Genomic DNA, 16221 nt, shown 5'->3' on the forward strand with positions numbered 1-16221 from the left:
TCTCCTTCATTTAACGAAATCTTCCAATGACGAACATAATCAATGTCAGTATGATACTAATAACAATTGAAGTTACAATTGGAAAATGTAATGTAAAATTACCTTTATTTATTGTAATATCCCCGGGTAATCTGCCAATAAACGTCCACAGAATACCAATTATGATAAAAACAACTCCAATGATAATAAACATTTTACCCATGTTTAGTCTTCACCAGTCCTTTTTATTCCTAAATGGTCATACGCCTTAGACGTAATGACTCTTCCCCTGGGTGTCCTTTGGATAAAACCAAGCTGTAATAAGAAAGGCTCATAGACTTCTTCAATCGTTTGCGATTCCTCACCGATAGTAGCTGCAATTGTGTCTAAGCCTACCGGTCCTCCATGAAACCCTTCAATAATTCCTAAGAGTAGTTTATGATCAACATGATCTAATCCTGCATCGTCTACTTGAAGCATATTTAATGCTTCTTTTGTTGACTCCAGACTTATTTCCTCTTCTCCTTTTACTTGAGAAATGTCTCTCACACGTTTTAAGAGCCTATTGGCAATTCGCGGCGTACCCCTTGATCGTCTTGCCACTTCAATAGCTGCTTTTGAAGCGATTGGCATGTTAAATATATCAGCAGTACGCTCTACAATATTGCATAAATCTTTTATCTCATAATACTCGAGACGGCTGAGTACTCCAAACCTATCGCGCAAAGGAGCACTTAATAAACCGGCTCTTGTTGTAGCTCCTACTAACGTAAAAGGAGGCAAATCAATTCTTACAGATCGCGCACTTGGACCAGAACCAATAACAATATCAATAAAGAAATCCTCCATAGCAGCATAGAGTACCTCTTCTACCGATCTAGGGAGTCGATGCACTTCATCAATGAATAAAACATCACCCGGCTCAAGGGATGACAATATTGCTGCTAAGTCTCCTGCTCTTTCAATAGCAGGACCTGAAGTGGAACGAAATTGAACACCCATCTCATGAGATATGATTGATGCTAGGGTCGTTTTCCCTAACCCTGGAGGACCATATAATAACACATGATCTAACGGTTCTTCACGCATTTTAGCTGCTTGAATAAAGATAGTTAGGTTTTCTTTTACTTTATCTTGCCCAATATATTGGGCAAGCGTAGATGGACGCAGACTAAATTCTATCTCTACATCTTGATCTTGAAGCTCTCCGTCTATCATTCGATCATCCATTTATTCTCCTCCCCCTTCCTATTTTGCTAATAATGCTAATGCTTTACGAATAGCTTCATCTGTACTTAACTCAACATTTTCTTTTTTCAAATGAGGCAGTACTTGCTTAACCTCTTTATCTGTATATCCTAATGCTTTCAGTGCTTCCATCGCTTCAGAGTACACTTCATTATCATTAACATTAATGCTTCTACTCTTTTGCTGTTCATCTGATACGGAGAATACGCTTGCTAACTTTCCTTTTAAATCAAGGATTATTTGTCTTGCTGTCTTTTTACCAACACCTGGAAAACTAGTTAAAAACTTATCATCTTCATTCTCAACTGCAGAAATAAATCCTGAGATATCCACTCCTGCCAAAATGGCTAAAGCTCCTTTTGGACCAATTCCTGAAACAGATATTAGCTTTGTAAATAAGTATTTCTCATCCTTATTTCGAAACCCAAATAAAATTTGTGCATCCTCTCGTATATGATGATAGGTTTGTATATGTATTTGCTGATTGAGTAAATCTTGAAAAATAAAAGGATTTGGGCACACTATTTCATAACCAATTCCACCTACATCCACAATGAGCGATTCATCCCCTAAGGAAACCAACGTCCCTTTAACATATGCAATCATTATTTTCATCCCCTATTTAATTACATAAGAGAATGAATAAACTTCTATTTCATTGTGAAATAGAAGCCTAAACATTCCATTAACTAATTACTTTCTTCTAAATTATGATGGATATCTTGAACGTCTTCACTTTCCTCAAGCGCATCTATTAACTTCATCATTTTTGCTTCATCTTCTGATGATAGTTGATTATAGTTTTGCGGGATTAATGTCACTTCAGAGTCAGCTAGAGTGTATTCATTTTCCTCTAAATATTTTACAACTTCTTGAAAATCTTCCGGTTCTGTATAGAGCTCAAAAGCCCCCTCTTGTGGAACAACGTCTTCCGCTCCTGCTTCTAAAGCATCCATTGTTATAGTATCCTCGTCTAAAGTACCCTCTTCATTTTCAATAACAATATATCCTTTACGATCAAACATAAATGATACACTGCCATTTTCGCCAAGGTTTCCACCATTTTTTTTGAAAGCGTGGCGTACTTCAGCAGCAGTACGGTTCTTATTATCGGTAAGAACATTAACAATTACGGCTACTCCACCTGGTCCATAACCTTCGTAGGTTATTTCTTCATAGGTTGCTCCATCAAGAGAACCTGTAGCTTTTTTAATGTTACGTTCAATATTGTCATTTGGCATATTATCGGCTTTTGCTTTCTCAACAGCTGTACGCAACGCAGCGTTTGTATTTAAATCCCCGCCACCTTGCTTAGCTGCAAGATATATATCTTTAGCATGACGCATAAAAATTTTACCTTTTTTTGCATCTTGTGCATTTTTACGTTTTTGTATATTTTTCCATTTGGAATGACCAGCCATAAGATCTTCCCCTCTCTTCAAACTCTTTTTTTACTATATCAAAAAAAGCCTATTTGGAAAAGGGATAAAGACTTCTATCATTGATTCTTATCTAACTGAAATATATCTTCAAATAAGTGTTCAACCTGCTCTCCCATTTCTTTTGCCTGTAGTCTGGAGTCCAAGTTTTTCATTCGGTCCCACTGTATATCATCAGTATAAACAATAATTTCTTTATTGTTATCTTCAAGTTGCCTTTCAATATGCTTAACAAGTTTATCTCCAGTATCAGGATCTGCATGTTCCTTTAATATTACCCCTACTACAATGCGTTCTTCAGTAGATGCCACTTGTGCTTGTACAACATCTACCCTATTTCTCAATGACTCAGTTAAACGAATAGACTCTTCATTTGTGAAGGCATCGGTATAATGATTTGCACGAGTTTCATTTACACCATACTGTCTACTTTGAATATAGCCACCTTGATCTCCAATAGATTCTGGCTGATTAGAATTTTCCATCTCTTGGTCTTCAAAGTGTATTGGTTGTACTGATTCAGTACGGTTATTATTTTGCTGATCATTTGTTGTATTATCATCCGTACATCCCATTAATATGGTTCCAAAGAAGATGCTTGAAAAAAACAGATTATACATTCTCATAATAAAAACCTCCCTTAAACTTATTTTGTATAAGGAAGGTTCTTTTACACAGTTAAATATAGGTAATTTTACAGAACATCTAATTTATATCGCATGTAACTAACAGTAATAGCTGATTTCAAACTAATTTTACTTAGCCAAAGAATGAGAGCGGGGTAAATTGTCTATAAATGCCCGATATTGTTCAAAAGCCTTCAAGCCTTGCCTTTGTAAAATCCGAATGAATAGGTTTTGAAAACCCGCATCAGAAATATATACTCCTTTCCGCGGGCGACTGGTGAGCCTCCGGTTTCTACGCAATCCGGGGGTCTCACCTAGGCCTCACTCCCACAGGACAAGGAGAACCTCGACAGCATCGCACGCAGAAAATCGATTTTTGATTTTCAAGGAGTCTCCGTATATTTCTTACGCTTATTCTAGCTATCATCCGTCTTTTGAAAAAACCTTTTTGTTATGTCTCAACCTCACCGCTTTATTCGTTCTTAATATTACGAGGATGATTTTGGCGATTGAGGGTAGAATGGTGGTTTTGGATAAACTGAACGATGTTGATTATCTATAAATTGTGCAGGAAATGTTGGTTGAGAATTTGTTGGTCCTTGATTTTGTTGAGCATTCATTTGCGGATTTTGTTTGTTCATTTCAGACGTATTTTCATTTCTATGCAGAGCGTTATTTACATAAGGTGTTGCACCTTGATATGGCGTAAAATAATTATCATTTACTGGTCTTCCATAGTCTTGAAACATTTGACCTTGATTCATATTGGACGACATCCAATTCATATTCTGAGCATTATTCATAGAATCCTCTGTATTATTTTGTTGTTGTACATTCATTGAATTTCCTGGTGAACCAAAATTATTTCCTTGCCACATCGCATTATTATCATTTCCTTGGTATCCAGTAAAATTCATTGAGGAATAATTTTTTCCCCCACATCCACAATCCCCACTATCTGATGCTCCCAATACTTCACCATGTGACGGATGAAATCCATGACCAGGATGCATCATAGGCATTGGTGCAAAACAAGGATCAAAACATGGTGGCGGCGGACATGGTACAAAATATACTGGACCCGTATTTGGTGGGCAAGGCATTGGTGGACAAGGCATCGGCGGGCAAGGTACTTTGATTGCCCCTGGTGGACAGAAATCCTCCACTGGCTTTTCTTTTGGCTTCTCTTTTGGCTTTTCTTTTGGTTTTACTTTCGGTTTCTCCTTTGGTTTTACTTTAGGTTTTTCCTTCGGTTTCTCTTTTTTCACTTGCTCTTTCGGTTTTTCTAAGATTGGCATACTAGGCATTGAAGGCATTGAAGGCATCTTAGGTTGTGTTTGCATTTCCTTTATAGGCTTTTCTTTCTTATACTCATCTTCTTTTACTACAGCAATTGGTGTTGGAGACTGCTGCTTATAAGGATGCTGTGTTTCTTTTTTTGTTTCCTTCTTTTTAGCCTGCTGCGTCTCTTTTACGGATGTTTCTTTTTTTACTTGTTTTGCAGTACCTGGTATTTTTATTTTCATTCCTGGCATTATTTTTTCTGGGTTAGATAACTGTGTATTTACATCTTTTAATTCTTGAAAATCAACTCCATACTTTTTGGATAAATTCCACAATGTATCTCCCTTTTGTACAATGTGTATTTTCAAAATGAACGAACTCCTTTCCCTTCATTTCTGGGCTGGGCTAATACTCTATATCAGCATATGCACTAGAAATGAAAAGTTGCATATATGGAAAAAGCAGCTCTACATAATTCCAAGATCAAAGGCGCTTGGCCGGACGTGGCTAGTGGAGTCATTTAATCATCCACAGTACACATATTTTATAAATTCCTTCTGCAAACATAAAGCTATCGATTTAAATCGATAGCCAAAATATTGTTATACCTTAAATTTAGTGTTGTAACATATGATATACAGGATAAGTACCTAAAATCGTCACTTGACAACCAAGTGCTTCTAGCTCTGATTTTACCCCTGGAAATAGTATATCATCATATGGTTGATCCACATCAATTATAAAGAAATAATTACCTAACCCTGTCTTTGTTGGGCGTGATTCAATTTTAGACAGATTTAATTTTCTCCATGAAAACGCAGATAAAATCTGATGAAGAGCACCTGACTGATCATTTGGTAAAGTAATCAGCATCGTTGTCTTCTCAGAATCTTTTTTATGCCTAATGTGTACCTTCTCCGGATAATTAGATAAAACTAAGAATCGTGTATGATTATTAGGGTAATCATGAATATTTTCTTGCAAAATATGTAACCCATACTCTTCTGCTGCTAATCGATTTCCGATTGCAGCGATGGGTTCTTTTGAGTTACTTACAATTTCAGCAGCTTTTCCGGTTGAAGACGTATGTTTTGTTAGTGCGGAATGCAAATGGTGGTGTAGATATTGGTGACATTGTGCAATAGCATGACTATGCGAATATACTTCATGAATATCTGAAAGGGTGCTTGTCACTTCTTTGCGTACAAGTAAATGTTGTTGAATCGGCACTATTATCTCAGCAACAACCGGCAATCGTACTTGATGTATTAGATAATCAATGGTCAATTGGACAGTACCCTCAATAGCATTTTCTATGGGCACAACTCCAATGTCTACTTCTCCTTTATCCACCGCATCGATACATTCTGGAATTGTTCTATATCCATTTTTCATTTCCCCATTAAATACTGAATCTACTGCCATTTTAGTAAATGTACCTTTTGGTCCTAAATATCCTATACTAGTCACTTTACTTCCCCCTTGCAGCTACTGTTTCATCATAGTTACTCTATAAATTCAAATTCATACTCAAGTAATCTGACAACGTCTCCGTCTTGGGCTCCTCTTTCTCGTAAAGCTTTATCTACGCCCATTCCTCGTAGTTGTCTAGAAAAACGTTGTACAGCTTCATCGTGCTGAAAGTCAGTCATTTTAAATAATTTTTCTATACGTTGTCCATATAATACAAATGCACCATCTGGATCTCTCGTAATATGGAAAGGATCTTCTTCTTTTTGAAATCTGTAAACGACGGTATCGTCTGTTTCTTCTAATTCTTTTTCATATTTTGGAATTGTTTCTAATTTATCTGCAATAGCAAATAAGAGATCTCTTAACCCATCCTTCGTCAATGCAGAGATTTCATACACAGGTATATCAACTTCTAATTTATCTTTAAATTGAATGAGATTCTCTTGTGCATTTGGCATATCCATTTTATTCGCGGCAATAATTTGCGGACGATCCATAAGTTTTTCATCATAATCACTTAATTCTTGATTAATCATTATATAATCTTCATATGGATCTCTACCTTCTGTCCCTGCCATATCGATAACATGCAGAATAACTCTTGTTCGTTCTATATGTCTTAAAAATTGATGCCCTAATCCTACACCTTGTGATGCTCCTTCAATTAAACCTGGTAAATCTGCCAAAACAAAACTCCGTGAATCCTGAGTATCAACAACACCTAAATTTGGTGATAATGTTGTAAAATGATAATCAGCGATCTTCGGTTTTGCAGCACTAACAACAGACAATAAAGTTGACTTACCAACACTCGGAAAGCCTACAAGACCTACATCCGCTATTAATTTCAATTCTATCTTTATATTTCTCTCTTGACCTGGTTCACCATTCTCTGCCATATCTGGTGCAGGATTTCTAGGTGTTGCAAATCGTGTGTTCCCACGACCGCCTCGACCACCTTTTACAATCACTGCTTCTTGTTCGTGTTTTGTAAGATCAGCAATCACTTCTCCTGTATCTTCATCAATAACAGTCGTACCAGGAGGTACAGAAACTATTAATGGCTCAGCATTTTTTCCATGCTGCGTTTTACTCATTCCATTTTCTCCACGTTTTCCTTTAAAATGACGGTTATATCGAAACTCCATTAGTGTATTTAAACCTTCATCTACTTTAAATACAACATTTGAACCATTTCCGCCATCTCCACCAGCCGGGCCGCCTTTAGGAACATATTTCTCTCTACGATATGCTACAAGGCCATTACCACCATCACCAGCTTTTACATATACACTTACTTGATCGACAAACATTTTATTTCACCTCATTATTCTCTAGTTTGCGAGAATACGAATTGCAACCGGTCATTAAATCGTTCGATTTGTATATTTCCTAAATTACTTTGCCAAACGTCAACTGACATATTTGGAATATTTCCTTGTACACCAAAAATAATATTCCATTGGTCTTTTTTGATGTTATCTATTATTCGTATTTCCACTTCATACATGGAATCAGAATACAAATGATTCTGTAATACATGCATTATTTGATTACATTTACTTACTATCCATTGATCATCTATTGGATGATTATAAGTAGTGGAAGTTGCTTCAATAAAATAAGACATTGAATACGATCGATAGTATTGTTCGAATTCTAATATCCATAGCATTAAAGAAGGAGCTTTTAATTGCATTAATTTCCTCTCTTCTTCGTAATATGCAATCGCCTCATTTAATTTATCTTCTGCTTTTTCTACTTTCCCCATACTCAAATATCCAGATACTAGTTGTAATCGATTCATTAGATCATGACGATAATGTTGAATTATATGCAGTACATCCTCAGTCATCGATTTCACCTCATTAAAACTGAGTATAGCAGAAAAAGAGAGAAAGCAAAAGAAAGACTCATAAAAAGCAAGAGGAAAATTTTTAAGCAATAGAAAAAAGAACTCCAGCTATAATTAACCGGAGTTCTTTATCTTAAGCATAGAAAATTATGCTTCTTTAGCAACTGGATATACACTTACTTTTTTACGATTACGACCATAGCGTTCGAATTTCACAACACCGTCGATTTTTGAGAAAAGCGTGTCATCTCCGCCGCGACCCACGTTCTCACCTGGGTAGATTTTTGTTCCACGTTGACGATAAAGGATAGATCCACCAGACACAAATTGACCGTCCGCACGCTTAGAACCTAGGCGTTTCGATTCAGAATCACGTCCGTTTTTGGAACTACCTTGCCCTTTTTTCGTAGAGAAAAATTGTAAATCAAGACGTAGCATAGAAGTGCACCTCCTTATTTATAATTCACTTGCATATGATCTCCGTATTCCGCTTCAATCGTTTGAAGAGATACCATCATACCTTCTAATAGTAGCTGAACGCGTTCAGCTACCTGCAGATCCAGGTTTTCAGGAATTTCTACATATAAGTAGCCTCCGTCTTTCCCTTGATCAATATGCAAATCTGTATCACATAATTTAATTACTGCATTCACTCCTCCAAATGATACAGCAGATACTCCTGCGCAAACAAGATCATAACCATATGGTCCACTATCTGCATGTCCAGAAAGTTCAAATGCTGTTATTTGGTTATTTGTTTGGAATACAGTAACTTTAATCATTATAATCCACAGAACCTTTATGCATTAATTTTGTCGATTACTAACTTCGTATAAGGTTGACGATGACCTTGTTTACGATGATAGTTCTTTTTCGGCTTAAACTTGTGTACATCAATTTTCTTTTGACGACCATGTTTCTCTACTTTTGCAGTAACAGTAGCACCGTCGATTAATGGAGCACCAACTTTAACGTCATCCCCACCAATGAATAGTACTTTGTCAAACGTTACAGATTCATTTACATCAGCTGTAACTTTCTCTACATAGATTTCTTGGCCTTCAACTACTTTAATTTGCTTACCACCAGTTTCAATAATTGCGTACATGTTCTTGCACCTCCTCATTCAACTCAGACTCGCCATTTAGGTAATCCAATACGGATTTTCAAATGTACAGCATAAACAATGAATGCTGTTTACACTTTACACTCACCTATTCTGTGCGGTTGTAGCACGGGTGCTACGATGAATAACAGATTGATGTTACCATGTTTTGATACATTTTGTCAAGCACCTACCCAATTAAAAATTCCTCAGAAATGGAGTAACTAATTATCCAACTCATTCACAATGACTTCATCAAAATAGAATTTATTTAACTATCGTAGTCAAAATTAATAAAACTAAACAATAATCGACCAGTTCTCGCTTCCAACCCTTCTTTCACAATATCTCACTCATCTAGCTCCTTTTCATCACTATTCCATAATCTTACCATTTACTCACCTTCTTTCTGATACATAGCCTGATGAAGAGCTGGAAGTGTTATTCGCATCCGATTCAGCTAAGCTATCTTTAGGGCTTACACCGAAATAAATTATGAAAATTACGAAAATTTTTAAGGGAGTTTTCCAAATTACTCTTCTTTCACCCTCCTTATAAAATAAAATACCGTACAAAATGTAAAATATTTAACGGGTTGAGTTATAGGTACTTATAAATCTGTTAATAAAAGCTTTCGCTTCTATAATAAAAAGGAAAATATTAACAAAGAGTAATCTACTTGATAAGTTATAAAGCCTTATTCTATTGCCACTTATCTAACAAAATAGCAGCATGCATTTTTAACTCAATAGCGGCTTCTTCAGAAATTAACCCTTCTTCTTGACGACTTACCAGTAAAGTAAAGCCATTCATATGTTTTATAGCTTTATCTATCTGTTCATCTCTTTCGTAATGTTCAATAGCATTCAAATGGGTAGTTAGCAATCGAGCTACTTCTTCATTCTCAATTTCCCCATTTTCTACATATCCTTTTACCAGCTCTTTCATCAAGGTTACACTGGAATCTTCGGGAGGTGTAGGTTCTTCAATTTCATCCTTATCTATAGCCATTGCACTTCCTCCACCTCTTCTGACAGGCTCTGCAGCAGCCCTAATATTTCCATTCTCGAGAAACTCCACTCCGTTTGCGGCACTAATTCCTTCTGCAGCATTATCAGCTATAAAAGTATGACCCATGTCTTCCAGTTCTTCTAAAAGTGCCCCATATTTATCAAGGTAAACTCCTTCATATTGCGTACTAGCATGACCTAAATTCCTTTGCGATAATCTCGGTTCAGCAATCGCTTCCGGTAAGGTCATATTAAAATCAAGTTGACTGATGATAATTTGTAAATTAGTTGTGATAATCCGGTTACTTCCTGGCGATCCAACTGTCATTACGGGTTCCCCATCTTTTGTTACAATAGTAGGGGTCATTGCACTCAACATACGAAGTCCTGGTCTTGGCGCATTAGGGTGATCAGGGTCTTGCATTGGTGTTCTTCCAGAAAATCCATTGTTTAAAATAAATCCATACCCAGGAACAACCATTCCATTCCCTGCAATACTATTAATCGTCTTCGTATAGCTCACAATATTCCCGTCACCATCAGCTACAGATAAATGAATGGTCTCAGTAGGAATTTCTTCCTCTGCTTCCTGGGAATTAACTGCATCTTTCTCCAAAGCAGTCAATTGTGTATCAGCATTTTTTTCGAATGTCGTTAATTGCTCACTATCAGCTAGGTCATTAATGGTAATCTCATCAAATTGAATCGTATTTCCATTGTCGTGATCAAAATTAATCACACTAAGGAGTGCTTTACCTAAGTCTTTATTGGCCATTTCCTCCTCAGTTAGCTCATGGGTCATATCCCACTCTACAGGCTCTTCAATATTGTCATTCCATACACGAACGCCTAGTTGGTTACCTTCAGATTTCAGTCTTAACCAATTCCAATCTGTGGACAAATCAATGTTCTCAGTACCAAATGTAGTGGACCTCCCATCCTCTCTTCCTCGTAAAATCATATTTTGATTATCCGCTCTTAATTCAATGCCATATCCATTTTCCACCATAGAGCTTCCAGAACTAAACCTATCGGCCTGAATCCATAAACGTAAACGCTGGTCATTTCCAAGTTCATTAAACCGGAACTTCACTAATAATTCACTTTCAGTTAAAGAACGCATGTCCGGAGTAATTAACCCGTAAGCACTTCCATTTCCCTGTAGGCGGTTATCTATAACCACTTGACCTGTGTTATTCTGAATGCTATATGATGCACCAGGGGGTGTTCCTGGCCAAGAATGGAGATTTGCAAAGACAGTCGAATCCCACCCGTCTCCATCATTTCCTTCAAAATCATGGTGAAAAGCAATCCCCTCTTCTGGAGGTTCCGGCTGCTTATCCGGATCTTCATCATATGGCCATGGATTCCCCGGTGCAACCTGGCCAATCGTAGCGTGATTGTCTGATATGTTATATCTCCGCTCGGCAGCATAACCCTTTGACATTAAGCCATCTACCGGGATCAAAGTATGTGCAGGATCACCCATGTACATGCTTCGGTCTGCAAATGCATAACGGGAAGCTTCCAAAAAGTAATGATAAGCTTGGGGTTTAGACATATTTTCCAAATCATAGGCTTCTAATATATTTAAAATCTCACTAATTGTTACACCACTTGATGTAGGTGGCACACTATAAATATCATAGTCCCGATAGGTCGAATGAGTTGGCTCCTTATGAATCACTTCATAGTCTTTCAGATCATTCATCGACATATTTCCAGCCAAAACCTCTCTAGTTAGATTATCCACAACGGGAGGGTTATGAATGGTATCTAATACTGCTTCTGCAATCTCACCCTCATAAAAAACTTCACTCCCGTGTTCAGCAATTAAACGATACGTGTTTGAAAGATCAGGATTTTTCATAATAGTTCCCAGTTCCGGTACCTCTCCATCTTCGTCCAAGTAAAGTTCTGTAGAGCTTTCAAAAAGTCGGAATTTATCCGCATTTTCACTCGTTTCCCTAAGAAAATTGGCATCAGCAGGAAAACCTTCTTCCGCCAAATCAATTGCTGGCTGAAGCACTTCCTCCAAGGACATCGTTCCGTATTCTTCTAGTGCCTCTTCCCAAGCCTTAACCATGCCTGGTATACCTGTTGCCATTCCACTTGAACTACGAACGTTAGCAGGATACACTTTTCCAGTCTCTGGATTAATAAAGGATTCCGGTCCGAAGTTTTCACTCGTTTCAGTCACATGATCCAAGACTACGAAACGATCTTCTTCAGCTAGATAGATATTCATAAACCCTCCACCGCCAATGCCACCGGAAAATGGCCGGGTTACTGCTTGTGCCGCAGCAGCTGCAACTGCTGCGTCAACTGCATTACCGTCATTTTTGAGAATTTCAACCGCAGCGCTCGATGCTTCTACATGCTCTGTTGAAACTGCTCCACCGTCACCGGTAGCTGTGGGAGTTTGTCTGGGATCTCCTGGGTCACCTGCTAGCCCAGTCATAGGCATGGTGATGGTTATTAGAACTATTAAAAATATAGATGTTAATTTTCTAATTCTTTTTTGCATGATAGTTCACCTCTCCCTATTTTAAATACTCCCTGTAATCAATCTTGTATTATCACAGGGAGTAGCAAACAATTAAACCCAAAATCTATTAAACTTTTTTACTGTTTAGCCAAATATTGTACATCTGGTTAAATTAATCTTTTCCTATATGGAACTATTCCCAAAATTCAATAAGGTCCTCCGAGTGGGAGACTAGTGTAGCAGCTGCTTCCTCAGAAATGAGTCCATTTTCCTCAAAATGAACGAGCAATTCATCTTTAAAGCTATTCATGTGTTTAATAGCCTTTTCCATAGCACCATCTTCTTCATAGTGTCCAACGGAAGTTAGATGTGTTTGCAATACTCTAGAGGTTTCGTCGTCTGCAATTTCCCCCTCATCTCTGAATTGTTTAACAAGAAGTTTCATTTCTTCAATAGTCAAAGGCTCTGAAGGAGATTCTGAACCTTCATCACCTAAAAAGGCTTTTATTTGTTCTTTTCCAGCTATATCAATTGTTACTACCGGTTTTTCATCATCGATGGTTGGATCGTTTTCATCAATAGTAATCCTGAATGTTGTTAGTTCCTCACCATTTAATGGTCCTGAACCGGTAAAGCTCAACCAGCCATCAAAAGTCTGAATTCTACCAAAGTTCTCTGCATCTAACTCTATGTCATCATAAACAAGAGACATACTTCCTGTGGCCTGATAATCATTAACTCCTTGCTCCAAGTTAAAGGAAATCAAGGAATCTGATTCTGTTTCATCCAATGGCAAAATTTTACGATTATCGCTTACTTCAAGATTTTCACCTTGTGTTACTGGACGAGTAGGCATATTTGGTTCAATTTTCACAAATTCTCCAGGTTGTATTCCAACTAATTCTCCATTGTTTAAAGCTAATTCTCCATTTACCAGAACTTGTTCAATACCATCAGCATACTGTCTCGGTTCCTCAAATGTAGCATTGTCTATGACAGTATCAGGATTAAATATAGTAATGTCGGCTTTCATACCTTTAGCAATATAACCACGATCAGATAGACCAATTAGTGAAGCAGGTAATGAAGTCATCTTTTGAATAGCTTCTTCCCATCCGAGTAGTCCTTCTTCTCTTACATACTGTCCCAAAACTCTAGGCTGTGTACCATAACGTCTTGGATGTACTTCATTAGAGGTGCTAGCCCCTCCATCCGAAGCTATGGCAACAACCGGAGATTGAATAAATCTCCTAAAGTCGTCTTCGTGGCCAAAGTCATAGATGGTTCGCAAGCTTCCTTCTGTTTCCAAAATTTGCATCGTTGTTTCACCTATTGTTAATTCTCTTTCTTCTTCAACATAGGTAAAATCCCATTCTTCGGGTTCTTCCTCGCCATCTTTCCAGATACGAGCATTTACTTCCTCATCTTCAGCATGTATTCGTAGCGTATACCAATCCGGCTCTAAATTTGCATCCACGGATTCAAGTACTTGTGTTGTACTATCGTTACGCTTTATAAAAGACATTTCATTGCCTTTTAAGTCAAATTCAACTCCGAATCCATTAACTGGCATAGTCATACCGGATTTGAATTCATCCGCTTTCGTAAAAACTCTTAATTGTTGATTTCCACCAATTTGATCGGCTTTAAAACGTAATAAAACATCGCTGTTTTTAACATCATCCATGTTAGCAGTAAATTTACCATACGTACTGCAACATACATCGGTATTATATCCATCAAGTATTACTCTTCCAGTATTTTCTTGAATCGTAAATTCGGCTCTGTCTTTCGGGAAAGAATGAAGTTCAATAAATTTGTCTCCATCCCAATTGTCATCGTCATTACCATCAAAATTATAATCATAATAAACATCATCACCGGAAGATGACTCTACAATAAAATCATTGAAATGGAATGCATTACTTTCAGTATCAAGATTTGTTATGCTAACCATAGCTTTTTGATCTTCAATCACTTCTTCTTTTGAAACATCTATGCTGGAATCCCATTCTTCCGGCTCGTCTTCATTAGATGGCCACATTTTAACTAGTAAAGTATTATCTTCCAACTTTACTTTTAGATCCTGCCATGTATCCGGTTCTAATCCGGCATCAGAAATTGTCTCATGAATCGTGGATGTGCTATTTTCTCTTTCATATACCTGGATTCGATCTTGGTCAAGTCGAACTGCAACTCCATAACCATTTACAGGGAATGAACTTCCCGATCCAAAGTTGTCGGAATTAATCCATAACCTCATGATTTGATTCGCCCCCAGCGTATCTCCAACTTTAAATCGCATAAATGTTTCACTATCTCCAACATCAGGCATTGTTGGAACAACATTTCCATAGGCACTTGAATTACCGCTTATTCTCTGAGCAACATTTATTTGTCCAGAACCATTGTTTATCGTATGACTAACTGCATCAGCTGGGTAAGAATGCAATAGGTCAAATTTTGACGTATCCCATTCTCCACCATCTTCACCTTCAAAGTTATATTCATATACTTTATTTCCACTTGAATCAGTTACTGTTATCTCGTCAATTTCTACATCAAATTCATGATTATAATTCAGATTTAGAAACGATAAAAGGCTTCTGTTTCGTGGGTTCCCACCTCCTGTTTCCATATAGTCAGCAAGTGTCTTACGTTTTGTTGGAAAATATACCCCTTCAGGACCTTGTACTCGACTGTACATTATCTCTTCAATTTCTTCTGCAATACCATCCCTTAATTCTGGGTCTCTAAACCTTTCTAACATTGCACTTCTTCCACCTTCTTCAACCCATGGTGGAACGATTGCTGTTAGTCCAGTTTGACTTCTAAGATAAGGATAAATATCTGCTGCAGTATAAATTCCCCGCTCATTTGCATCATTGATGAGTTGCATCATTTCTTCGGATTTCCCCCAGTTATTTGGACCCATTGCTTTAATATGGGTAATAACTGGTGTTAACCCGGATTCCTCTCCAATTTCAATCGTTTCAGCAGTCGATTCAACCACTTCGTTATTTTCATTTCTTTGGTGGTTAGTGAATTTCGTTCTCCATGCTCCAGCTGCACTTACCACATCAATGACATCTTCTCTGTCTGCAAAATATCCTGGTCTATAAAACAGGCCGGCCGAAACACCTGCGGCTCCTTTTTCCATTGCTTCTGTAATAAGATTTCGCATTTCTTCAATTTCAGCATCAGTTGCTCTTCTGTCTTCATTACCAACTACTTCACTCCAAACAGAATTAAATCCAATATAAGACGCAACATTTATACCTAAACCGTCATCTTCCAAATCAATGCGGGATTGCAAATCTGTTGGTCCCGCGCCATCAGGACTTAATACTTCCATGGTCACTCCTTGAGATAACGAACTTTGAGCTTGTCCAAGTGCAGATAGGGTAGCATGACTATGGACATCTATAAAACCAGGTGCAACAAAATTCCCTTCTGCATCAATTTCTTGATCGGCAGTTGCATTTGACAAATCGCCAATGTCTGCTATATATCCGTCTTTTATAGCTACATCCGCATCATATCGACCTAACCCTGACCCGTCTATAATTGTTCCGTTTCTAATAATGGTATCAAAACCACCTCCACCGTTAGCGCTTACATAAATATCATTAATGACTAAGCTAATCATTAGAATGAATACAGAAAATATATACATGTACCTTTTCATTTTTTCAACCATAAATTTGTAATCCT

The 16221-nt window shown here is 37.5% G+C and carries 14 protein-coding genes and 1 other annotated feature; all 14 genes read right to left on the bottom strand.

Going from position 1 to position 16221, the window contains the following annotated elements:
* Window positions 1–10 precede the first annotated feature (10 nt).
* The 14 genes from C794_RS10790 to C794_RS19820 all read right to left on the bottom strand — a co-directional run bounded on the left by C794_RS10790 (window position 11) and on the right by C794_RS19820 (window position 16207).
* Window positions 11–202 carry a DUF2905 family protein gene (locus C794_RS10790; protein WP_017797148.1) on the bottom strand — a complete coding sequence of 64 codons (192 nt, stop codon included), beginning with the start codon at window positions 200–202 and terminating at the stop codon, window positions 11–13.
* 2 nt (window positions 203–204) lie between these two features.
* Window positions 205–1209 carry a Holliday junction branch migration DNA helicase RuvB gene (gene ruvB / locus C794_RS10795; protein WP_017797149.1) on the bottom strand — a complete coding sequence of 335 codons (1005 nt, stop codon included), beginning with the start codon at window positions 1207–1209 and terminating at the stop codon, window positions 205–207.
* A gap of 18 nt (window positions 1210–1227) precedes the next feature.
* Window positions 1228–1833, bottom strand: a complete 606-nt coding sequence (ruvA, locus tag C794_RS10800; RefSeq protein WP_017797150.1) for a Holliday junction branch migration protein RuvA — start codon at window positions 1831–1833, stop codon at window positions 1228–1230.
* 83 nt (window positions 1834–1916) lie between these two features.
* Window positions 1917–2648, bottom strand: coding sequence for a YebC/PmpR family DNA-binding transcriptional regulator (locus C794_RS10805; protein ID WP_017797151.1), 732 nt, complete (start codon window positions 2646–2648; stop codon window positions 1917–1919).
* Window positions 2649–2725: 77 nt separating this feature from the next.
* Window positions 2726–3292, bottom strand: a complete 567-nt coding sequence (locus C794_RS10810; RefSeq protein WP_017797152.1) for a YhcN/YlaJ family sporulation lipoprotein — start codon at window positions 3290–3292, stop codon at window positions 2726–2728.
* Between the two features lie 488 nt (window positions 3293–3780).
* Window positions 3781–4944, bottom strand: coding sequence for a SafA/ExsA family spore coat assembly protein (gene safA / locus C794_RS10815; RefSeq protein WP_017797153.1), 1164 nt, complete (start codon window positions 4942–4944; stop codon window positions 3781–3783).
* 247 nt (window positions 4945–5191) lie between these two features.
* A complete protein-coding gene (gene pheA / locus C794_RS10820; protein WP_017797154.1) occupies window positions 5192–6046 on the bottom strand; it encodes a prephenate dehydratase in 855 nt (284 codons plus the stop codon).
* A gap of 35 nt (window positions 6047–6081) precedes the next feature.
* Window positions 6082–7362, bottom strand: coding sequence for a GTPase ObgE (obgE, locus tag C794_RS10825; RefSeq protein WP_017797155.1), 1281 nt, complete (start codon window positions 7360–7362; stop codon window positions 6082–6084).
* 14 nt (window positions 7363–7376) lie between these two features.
* The gene (locus tag C794_RS10830) at window positions 7377–7904 is read right to left on the bottom strand and encodes a Spo0B domain-containing protein (protein WP_017797156.1); all 528 of its coding nucleotides are present in this window, start codon (window positions 7902–7904) and stop codon (window positions 7377–7379) included.
* Between the two features lie 147 nt (window positions 7905–8051).
* The gene (gene rpmA / locus C794_RS10835) at window positions 8052–8342 is read right to left on the bottom strand and encodes a 50S ribosomal protein L27 (protein WP_011066439.1); all 291 of its coding nucleotides are present in this window, start codon (window positions 8340–8342) and stop codon (window positions 8052–8054) included.
* A 14-nt stretch (window positions 8343–8356) separates the two neighbouring features.
* A complete protein-coding gene (locus C794_RS10840) occupies window positions 8357–8686 on the bottom strand; it encodes a ribosomal-processing cysteine protease Prp (protein WP_017797157.1) in 330 nt (109 codons plus the stop codon).
* Between the two features lie 17 nt (window positions 8687–8703).
* Window positions 8704–9012: a 50S ribosomal protein L21 gene (gene rplU / locus C794_RS10845; protein ID WP_011066441.1), complete on the bottom strand. Its 309-nt coding sequence runs from the start codon at window positions 9010–9012 to the stop codon at window positions 8704–8706.
* Window positions 9013–9027: 15 nt separating this feature from the next.
* Window positions 9028–9143: a sequence feature (ribosomal protein L21 leader region), on the bottom strand.
* A gap of 568 nt (window positions 9144–9711) precedes the next feature.
* A complete protein-coding gene (locus C794_RS20160) occupies window positions 9712–12546 on the bottom strand; it encodes a gamma-glutamyltransferase (protein ID WP_017797158.1) in 2835 nt (944 codons plus the stop codon).
* 154 nt (window positions 12547–12700) lie between these two features.
* Entirely contained in the window at window positions 12701–16207 is a 3507-nt protein-coding gene (locus C794_RS19820) for an amidohydrolase family protein (RefSeq protein WP_017797159.1), read from the bottom strand.
* Window positions 16208–16221: the final 14 nt, after the last annotated feature.

This window comes from Oceanobacillus kimchii X50 (assembly GCF_000340475.1).
GTDB lineage: Bacteria > Bacillota > Bacilli > Bacillales > Amphibacillaceae > Oceanobacillus > Oceanobacillus kimchii.

Excerpts from the sequence above, each read along its gene's own strand:
- C794_RS10790 (WP_017797148.1), bottom strand. The coding sequence starts at position 202 with ATGGGTAAAATGTTTATTATCATTGGAGTTGTTTTTATCATAATTGGT.
- ruvB (WP_017797149.1), bottom strand. The coding sequence starts at position 1,209 with ATGGATGATCGAATGATAGACGGAGAGCTTCAAGATCAAGATGTAGAG.
- ruvA (WP_017797150.1), bottom strand. The coding sequence starts at position 1,833 with ATGATTGCATATGTTAAAGGGACGTTGGTTTCCTTAGGGGATGAATCG.
- C794_RS10805 (WP_017797151.1), bottom strand. The coding sequence starts at position 2,648 with ATGGCTGGTCATTCCAAATGGAAAAATATACAAAAACGTAAAAATGCA.
- C794_RS10810 (WP_017797152.1), bottom strand. The coding sequence starts at position 3,292 with ATGAGAATGTATAATCTGTTTTTTTCAAGCATCTTCTTTGGAACCATA.
- obgE (WP_017797155.1), bottom strand. The coding sequence starts at position 7,362 with ATGTTTGTCGATCAAGTAAGTGTATATGTAAAAGCTGGTGATGGTGGT.
- C794_RS10830 (WP_017797156.1), bottom strand. The coding sequence starts at position 7,904 with ATGACTGAGGATGTACTGCATATAATTCAACATTATCGTCATGATCTA.
- rpmA (WP_011066439.1), bottom strand. The coding sequence starts at position 8,342 with ATGCTACGTCTTGATTTACAATTTTTCTCTACGAAAAAAGGGCAAGGT.
- C794_RS10840 (WP_017797157.1), bottom strand. The coding sequence starts at position 8,686 with ATGATTAAAGTTACTGTATTCCAAACAAATAACCAAATAACAGCATTT.
- rplU (WP_011066441.1), bottom strand. The coding sequence starts at position 9,012 with ATGTACGCAATTATTGAAACTGGTGGTAAGCAAATTAAAGTAGTTGAA.
- C794_RS20160 (WP_017797158.1), bottom strand. The coding sequence starts at position 12,546 with ATGCAAAAAAGAATTAGAAAATTAACATCTATATTTTTAATAGTTCTA.
- C794_RS19820 (WP_017797159.1), bottom strand. The coding sequence starts at position 16,207 with ATGGTTGAAAAAATGAAAAGGTACATGTATATATTTTCTGTATTCATT.